The organism is Streptomyces sp. NPDC058964 (assembly GCF_042741275.1).
Classification (GTDB): Bacteria; Actinomycetota; Actinomycetes; order Streptomycetales; family Streptomycetaceae; genus Streptomyces.
The window spans coordinates 1-7954 of record NZ_JBHYKH010000423.1 but is presented as its reverse complement, the minus strand read 5'-3'; the positions used below and the strand labels follow the sequence as shown (position 1 = coordinate 7954).

The 7954-nt window shown below is 68.9% G+C and carries 8 protein-coding genes; 2 read left to right on the top strand and 6 right to left on the bottom strand.

Annotated elements, in window-relative coordinates:
* Positions 1-230 precede the first annotated feature (230 nt).
* The 5 genes from ACFW2E_RS35500 to ACFW2E_RS35480 form a co-directional block, all read right to left on the bottom strand.
* Positions 231-656 (bottom strand): ATP-binding protein, encoded by a 426-nt coding sequence (locus ACFW2E_RS35500; RefSeq protein ID WP_384472701.1) that lies wholly within the window; start codon positions 654-656, stop codon positions 231-233.
* Between the two features lie 3 nt (positions 657-659).
* On the bottom strand, positions 660-1067 hold the full coding sequence (locus tag ACFW2E_RS35495) for a pyridoxamine 5'-phosphate oxidase family protein (protein WP_384472698.1): 408 nt from the start codon (positions 1065-1067) through the stop codon (positions 660-662).
* Positions 1064-2788, bottom strand: a complete 1725-nt coding sequence (locus ACFW2E_RS35490; protein WP_384472695.1) for a SulP family inorganic anion transporter — start codon at positions 2786-2788, stop codon at positions 1064-1066. The genes ACFW2E_RS35495 and ACFW2E_RS35490 overlap by 4 nt, the downstream gene beginning before the upstream one ends.
* Positions 2785-3126 carry an ArsR/SmtB family transcription factor gene (locus tag ACFW2E_RS35485; RefSeq protein ID WP_384472692.1) on the bottom strand — a complete coding sequence of 114 codons (342 nt, stop codon included), beginning with the start codon at positions 3124-3126 and terminating at the stop codon, positions 2785-2787. The genes ACFW2E_RS35490 and ACFW2E_RS35485 overlap by 4 nt, the downstream gene beginning before the upstream one ends.
* A 169-nt stretch (positions 3127-3295) precedes the next feature.
* Positions 3296-3484: a hypothetical protein gene (locus tag ACFW2E_RS35480; RefSeq protein ID WP_384472689.1), complete on the bottom strand. Its 189-nt coding sequence runs from the start codon at positions 3482-3484 to the stop codon at positions 3296-3298.
* 238 nt (positions 3485-3722) lie between these two features.
* On the opposite strand from ACFW2E_RS35480, the gene ACFW2E_RS35475 reads away from it, so the two are divergent.
* A complete protein-coding gene (locus tag ACFW2E_RS35475; protein ID WP_384472686.1) occupies positions 3723-5231 on the top strand; it encodes an MFS transporter in 1509 nt (502 codons plus the stop codon).
* A 51-nt stretch (positions 5232-5282) separates the two neighbouring features.
* Here ACFW2E_RS35475 and ACFW2E_RS35470 read toward each other — a convergent pair whose 3' ends face one another.
* The gene (locus ACFW2E_RS35470; protein ID WP_384472684.1) at positions 5283-5672 is read right to left on the bottom strand and encodes a DUF1214 domain-containing protein; all 390 of its coding nucleotides are present in this window, start codon (positions 5670-5672) and stop codon (positions 5283-5285) included.
* Positions 5673-5682: 10 nt separating this feature from the next.
* Here ACFW2E_RS35470 and ACFW2E_RS35465 point away from each other — a divergent pair, with 10 nt between their 5' ends.
* Positions 5683-7746, top strand: a complete 2064-nt coding sequence (locus tag ACFW2E_RS35465) for an NACHT domain-containing protein (protein WP_384472681.1) — start codon at positions 5683-5685, stop codon at positions 7744-7746.
* Positions 7747-7954: the final 208 nt, after the last annotated feature.

The following is a 7954-nucleotide window of genomic DNA, read 5'->3' as shown; positions in this document are numbered from 1 at the left end:
GTTGCCCCTCGGTCGGTCGGCTGCGCAGCTCGGTCAGGTCGACGACGGCCGGGCCGGTGCCGCGCGCCGGCGTCCAGCCGACCGCACCGGTGAAGCGCCCGCCCCTGTCAGGTCCAGGTATCCGGCGACGGACAGGATGCCGAAGCGGTCCGCGACCGTGTAGCGGCAGTTGATGGTCAGGGTGGTGAACTTCCTTGCGCGGGTGGCCGGTCGAGGCCTGTTGTCCTGGGTCAGAGGGGGAGGGTGATCCAGATGCTTTTGCCACCGCCGTCGGCGTCTGCGCGGACCACCGCGGTGCCGCCCAGGGTGAGCGTGAGCTCCATGACGATCGCCAGGCCCCCCGTCCCGGTGCCGGTGGCCGACCCGTACAACGACGGCTGGTAAGGGTGGCGGTCGTGGACGGCCAAGGCCAGGCAGTCCGGGCCCGCCGCGTAGATCACCGTCACCTGCGGGGAAAACACGGCGGCGTGCCGCACGCTGTTGGTCACCAGCTCGGCGAGGATCAGCAGGGCCGGGTCCACCGTGGGGTGGCTCAGCCCGATCCCCCACTCGACCAGCGCCTGCTCAGCGGTCTCTCGGGCCATCCGCACGGCGGACGGTTCGGCGGGCAGGGTGAGCACATGCCGGTAGGGCAGGGCTTCCAGCCGTGTCGACATCACTCACGCCTCCGCGCGGTCGAGGCGGAAACCCGCGACCGTCTTGGGGTGCAGGCGCAGCAGGGTGTCGTGCGGGCCGTGCGCCCAGCCGGACAGGGTGCGCCGGTAGTGGGCGGCTTCGTCGGGGTCCATGACCACCTCGGCGGGTCCGGAAACGGTGACCGTCCAGCCGGTGCCGGGCCCGGTTCGGATCTCGTCCACGTGGTAGGTCGCCGCAGGCGGCACGGCCACGGCCGGGGCCGGGGTACGGACGACCAGGCGGCCGTACTCCCATACGTGCCGGGCCGGCCGGATCACGGTCAGGTCCCGCTGAACGTAGACCAGCCGTCCCAGACTGCTGCCCTCCAGCAGCCACAGGGCCTCCGCACCGGAGACCTCGGCCATGCGAAGGCTGACGGGAAGAGTGCTCATCGCAGGGCTTCCTCGCTCGGGGTCCGGGGGTTTGGTGCGGGAGGGGCGGACAGGAGTCCGGAGCGCTCCAGGTGGTCACGGGCTGCCCGGATCGCGTCGGGGGTGGTGGCGTGCTGTCGGTCCTCGTCGCGCAGCGACTCCAGCGCGCCGACGGAGTCGAGGACCCGGCGCTGGCCGGGGCGTATGCCGGACGCCATGACGACGATGCCGCGCCGGTGCAGTTTCTCCACCGCGTCCTTGAGGACGAGGGCGCCTGTGGCGTCCATGGTGGAGACCCGGGACATGCGCAGGATGACGACGCGGACGTCGGTGACCTGGGTCAGCTCCAGCAGGAAGCGGTGGGCGGCGGCGAAGAACAGCGGGCCGTCGATGCGGTACGCCACTATGTGCTCGGTCAGCAGTGCGTGTTCCTCGGCACTGTGGTCGCCCCGGTCGAGCGGCACCTGGTCGAGGCGGGCCTGTTTGGCCACGGCTCGCAGGGCGAGGACGCCGGCCACGACGAGACCGATGATCACTGCGTACACAAGGTCCAGGGCCAGCGTCGCCACGGCGGTCAGGACGAGGGTGAGGGCGTCGGAACGGGTCGCCTTCGCCATGGCTTTCAGTGAGCCGGTCTCGATCATGCGGATCGCGGTGGCCAGCAGGACACCGGCGAGCGCGGCCAGCGGGATCCGGGAGACAACAGGCGCCGCCGCGAAGACGATCACGGCGAGAACGGTGGCGTGGGTGAGTGCGGCGAGGCGGGAGCCCGCGCCCGTACGGACGTTGACGGCGGTACGAGCGATCGCACCCGTCGCGGGCACGCCCCCGAACAGCGGGGCGGCGATGTTGGCAAGGCCCTGCCCGAACAGCTCACGGTCCGGTTCGTGCTTCTGTCCCACCGTCATGCCGTCCGCGACCGACGCGGACAGCAGGGACTCCAGGGCGGCGAGCGCCGCGACCGCCACGGCGGGGGCGAGCAGGGTCCCCACCGAGCCGAGGTCGAGGAAGGACAACGACGGGACGGGCAGTCCCGCCGGAAGGTTGCCGATCGGCTCAGCCGCGTCCAGGTGGGCCGCCTGTGCCACGATCGTCGCCGCGATCACGGCGACGATCGAGAACGGCACGGTCGGCCGCCACCGGGCGCCGAGCAGCATGACCGCGGCCACCGCGGCAGCGAGGCCGGCCGCCGTCCAGTTCGGGGCCTTCGCGAACTCCTCGAGTGCCCGCCAGGTCACCACCAGCACCCGGTCGCCCTCCGGCTTGGACACACCCAGCGCGTTGGGAATCTGCTGCAGGCCGATCACGCAGGCGATCCCGAGGGTGAAACCCTCGACCACCGGGGCGGGCACGTACTGCATGTACTTCCCGGCCCGCAGCACCGCCAGGCCGACGAGCAGCACACCCGCCATCAGCCCGACGGTCAGCACTCCGGTCGGCCCGTACTCACCGACGATCGGCACCAGCACCACCGTCATGGCACCGGTCGGACCCGAAACCTGCAGGTTGGATCCGCCGAACACCGCCGCGATCACCCCCGCGACCACGGCGGTCGCCAGGCCCGCCTCGGCGCCCATACCGGAGGAGACACCGAAGCCGAGCGCCAGGGGCAGTGCGACGATCGCCACGGTCAGACCGGCGAGCAGGTCCCGGCGGGGGTCGCGGCGGATCTCCGCGAGATCGGCGCGGCCAGGCAGCAACACCGTGATCCGGGCCCACACCCGGCCGAATGCCGAGGTCACGGCGCGACGACCTCGGCTTCCCGCAGCTCGACCAGCAGCTCGTTCCGCCCCGCCAGCATTTCCGTGAGGATCCGCCGCGCGGCCTTCATGAGATCGGCGACATCGCCGCCGGCCAGCTCATAGACGACCCTCGAGCCCTCCCTCGTCGAGGTGACGATCCCCGAGCGGCGCAACACGGCCAGGTGCTGCGACAGGCCAGAGGGCTCCACCTCGATGGCGGCCAGCAGGTCCCGCACCGGCATCGGCCCGTCCTGCAGCAGCTCCAGCACCCGTATGCGCACGGGATGCCCCAGCATCCGGAAGAACTCGGCCTTGGCCTGATACAGCGGAACGGACACGACCCCTCGACTTCCCTGCAAGACCCCACCGCGGGGCAGACACCAGAGGCTGCGTCCTCGACTAGCTGCGGACACAGCCAATACAGCATCTAACTAATTGCGAACTTTTGCAATTTAGCATCTTGCATACCTCTCAGGGGCCCATCGTCTGGGATACGCCACAGGCGGCTCATGAGCATGACGAAGTCGCCGGGTCGAGGCCGGAACGTGCCTCGCCGACGTGTTCGCATGCGTCGAGGAGCCGGCCGACGGCGGCGGTGACGGAGACGGAGAGCCGGGGTGCTCCCAGCGGCATGTCGAGGTCACACACCGCGTCGTAGAAGACCGTGATCGCGATGCCGTGGCCCGGCTTCAGCACCAGAGATGGCCACCACGGTTGTCGACGAAGCAGCCGGCCCGGCCTTCGGGCGCCCGGCCCGGCGGCTGCAGAGCCGGGGTCCACGAAAGAGCGACGTGGGGACCCGGACGCCGGGCTCCCGCGCGCGTCGGCCCGGGGAAGCCCGAAGGTGGGCGATGGCCGGGTTAGCGTTGACGGCATGCGACGTGGGAGCACGGGACGCGCTGCGGTGTCAGCCGCTGAGTCACGCACCAGCGCCATGAGCCTGCCGCTCATCCTCGGACTCGCCCTCGCCTTCACGGTCACCGTCATCGACCCGCTCGTGCTCAGCCTGAATCTGCCGCAGGTGAGCCGGGCCCTCCATGTGCCGCCGCAGGTCGTCGGGCTGCTGGGCGGAGCGGCGACGCTGGTCATGGCCGCCTCCGTGCTCGCCGCGGGCAGTCTCGGCGACACCGTGGGGCTCAAGCGGCTGCTGATGCTGGGACTGGTCGTCGTCACCGTCGTCGACCTGCTCTCCATGCTCTCGCCCGGCTATGGCTTCCTGCTGGCGATGCGCTTTCTGGACGGGCTGGGGATGACCGCGCTGCTGGCAGTGCCGCTGGCCCTGCTGAAAGTGTCGGTACCGCCGCAGAAGCGGCCGCTGGCCATCGGTGTCCTGATGGCCGTCGAGATGGTCCTGAGCGGGGTGATCCCCGCGTTCGCGGGCTGGGCGGTGGTGGCCGTCGGCTGGCGGTTCCTGTTCCTGATCGCCCCACTGCTGTGTCTGGTCTCGCTCTGGCTGACGGCCCGGTACGTCCCGGAGTCGCCCGTCCAGCAGGGCCGTCACCTCGACGTGGTGGGTGTCGCCCTGATCGGGGTGGCCCTGCTGGCCCTCGTCGTGGGCCTGGCCGCAGCGCAGAACGGCATCTCCCGGTTCGAAACCTGGGTGCCGCTGGTGATCAGCACGGTCGTCGCCGTGCTCTACGTGCTTCATGCATGCCGCACTCCCGAACCCGCCTTGGACCTGGCGCTGTTCCGCAGCGCACCGTTCAGCGTGGCCCTGGCGGCGACCCTCACTCTGAACTTCCTCGTCGCCGGGCTCAGCATCGTCCTCGGGCAGTTCGGCAACGTGGTGCTGTCGCTGTCCCCCGAGACCATCGGACTGCTGTACCTGCCCGGCACACTGCTGATCGCCGGTTCCGTGATCCTGGCCGGGAGCCTGGTCGGGAAGTACACCCCGCGGCCGGTGATGGTCACCGGCCTGCTGGTGATGACGGCAAGCGGGCTGCTGATGGCGGGCACCGCCGGCCCCTCGATGGCGGTGTGGCTGCTCGTGCCGGCCACATGGTTGTGCAACCTCGGGTCCCTGGTCACCTCCACATCGGTGTCCGAGACGGTCCTCTCCCAGGCACCGCCCGGGCGCTCTGGCGCGGTGGCCTCCGTCCAGATGGCCTTCGCGATGACCGGCGCCGCGTTCGGACCGACCATCTACATTCTGCTTTTCAACTTCTTCTTCCAGCGGCAGTGGCTGGCGGACGCACAGTCACGCGCCATGTCGGTAGGGCAGGCCAAGCAGGCCGTGGATGCCATGCGCAGCGGGATGGCGCAGAACCCTGGTGGCGTCGGATACGACCCGAACCTGCTACGGCACGCTTCAGGACTGGATCTCCGGCTGGACTTCACCAACGGGCTTCGGCTCACCATGGCGATCGTCAGCATCCTGCCACTCGTCGTGGCGGTGCTGGCCTTTCTGCTGATGCCCCGCCGCCGCAAGGAGCCCCGGGCCTAGGCTGCGCGCCACCCGGTCGTCGGCGGCGCCAGGGACGGTTCCGTGGTGCCGTCAGCCGAGGCGGTTGATCGGCAGGTACTCCATCGTGCATCGATGGCCTTCGGGGCGTGGCAGATACAGGCGCAAGCCGATGAACCAGATGCCCTGTCCGGGTGCGGGAGGCCAGTTGGGCTCACGGCCGGGACCTGGGGACTCCGGCTGTGGATGGATGGTCGAGCTTCCGTCTTCATTTGCCGCGTCTACTAATGAACCCGAGCTCGCACCTGAGCGCACGCAGCGCTTCGTCGATTGGCCGATAGCCCCTGCGAAGGACGCGAAGAGGCACTCTCCGGCGTCGCGCACATGCACCACCTTTTCCAACGGTGAGCACCACGACGGAGCAGCCGTGACCTGGTCGATGAGCCTGTGGCGTTCGGCTACGGAGAGCAGCCGGTCAGGCATGCTGTGTGGGGTGAGATTCACGCAGCGTCAGGACAGGCTGCGGCGATTGGCAGCAGCGCTGCTCATCGCGGCAAGCTCGGCGGTGGCAAACTGGGCTGCTGTCAAGCTGGTTGGTGGCGGGCTGCAGACCAGCGAACGCGTGGCCGTGTTCGGACTGGTCTTCGGACTCGTGCCGGTCGTGGGCGGCGCATCGAAGCTGCTCAAGCCGCCGGACGATACAGATCTCACCCAAGTGGCTCAAAGGCTGGCCATCACGGTGGAGACAGCGGAGTTGGCCCAGCGTACTCAGTTGCTCAGCGGCGACAACCAGCCACTCGATGTGAGTTTCGCCCTCCGTCCTGCTCCGTCCCGAGTTGCCGCCGGTGCTGCCCCGTCAGGAACCCTCGATGGGATCACCGACTACTATCGTCGTCTGAGCCCACGGAGACTGCTGATCTCCGGAGCTCCAGGGGCAGGCAAGACCGTCCTGGCTCTCGAGCTCATGCTGGGCCTGTTGGAACAGCGTGGGCCTGACGACGCGGTGCCCATTCGTCTGTCGCTGACCAGTTGGGACACTGCCTGCCCCCTGGAAGACTGGCTGACCGACGAACTCACCCAGACTTATGAGCTCACCAAGGCGATCGCCAGGCGCATGGTGGAAGAGCGCCGCATCCTCCCCGTCCTGGACGGCTTGGACGAGATGGACCCCCCTGACGAGGAGGTCGCGCCATCGCGCGCCGCGCGGGCGCTGACCGCCCTGAACAGGTATCAGGTCGGGCGGCACAAGGCTGCCCTCATTGTCACCTCGCGCACAACCGTCTACGAGCAGTTGGCAAGGCGAACCCGGCTCTTGGACGCCGCTCATGTCGAGATCCAACCCGTCACCACTGACCAGGCACAAGCCTTCATGGATGCCCGGGTACAGGATCCCCAGCAGTGGCGCCCAGTGATTGAACATGCCCGACGCAGTCCTGGGTCGGCAGTCACATCCATGCTCTCCACGCCCTGGTTGCTCACACTCGCGCTGACCGCCTACGAAGCCGAGGGCGACCCCAGCGAACTCCTCCACTTCACCGACCGCGACGACCTGCGCAACCATCTGCTGCACCGCTTCGTGCCAGCAGCTACGGCGCTGCACACAACGGGAAACAGACCGCCATACCGTCTCGATCAGGTCGAGCATTGGCTGAGCGTCCTCGCCCGCTACCTCGACGACAACACCCGCACGCCCCGAGCCGTCAGTGGTCAGCTCCTGTCTGGCACTGACATCATGCCGCACCGAATCTGGCCACTGGCCGGAACCCGAACTCGGGTCATCGACACTGCGATCAGCAGCATCTCGGCCCTCCTCCTTCTCGCCTGGATGGGCTCGCTGTCCGTCAACGACCGCACACAGATCCCCTCCAGCCTGGTCATCGCACTGCTCGCGATCGGCTGGATCATCGCGGCAGCCAAAATGGCCTGGCCAGTACCGAAAGGCATCGACCCCGGCCGGCTCCGCACCCCCGACGGGCGCCGCGCCGTGATCGGTCCTGTCGCCTTCGGTGCCGTCGCCGCCCTGGCCCTTGCGCTGACCTCCGCTCTGCCCAGCCCCGCGCCCGGGCTCGCCGGCTACATCGCGCAGGACCTGGCGTTGCTGCTGCCCCTCGGCCTGGTCGGCGGCCTCGCGTTCGGACTACGGCACAATCTCGAGGACACAGCGCAGAGCAGCAAATACCGGGGTCCGGCCGATCTTGTGCGCGCCGATCTGTGCGCCGGCCTGCTAGTGGGATTCACGGCCGGGTGCGCGGCAAGCCTCGGACTCACCATCCCCAACATCATCGCGTACGGCCAGGATCAGGCGCTTTTCAGTGACTTGCTGGAAGTGATCATCTCCGCGATCGCATCAGGAACCGCCCTCGCCATCGTCGTCAGCACCGTCTGGGCAGGCGCCTGGCGCCGATACATCGCAACCGTATTGTGTACCCGCGGACGCCTCCCCTGGAGGATCAACCGCTTCCTCGCCTGGGCATACACAGCCGGGATACTCCGAATGTCCGGTTCCGCTTACCAGTTCCGTCACCGAGAACTCCAGGACCACCTCGCACAGCGCTGACATCGCCACACTGCCGACGAAGAGGCGGTTCCTGCACCCGGTGGCCTCACTGCCGCATACCAACCGCATGCAGGGCCAAGACCGGCAGCGGTTGCCATCCCGCTCTTCGCCGACGTAGGTGCTTGATCACGCAATGGCCGGCCGCACCAGCAGCAGAGCCTCTGCGAGGGGCACCGGCGCGATGCGTGATGGTGGAGTGCGCCTGAGG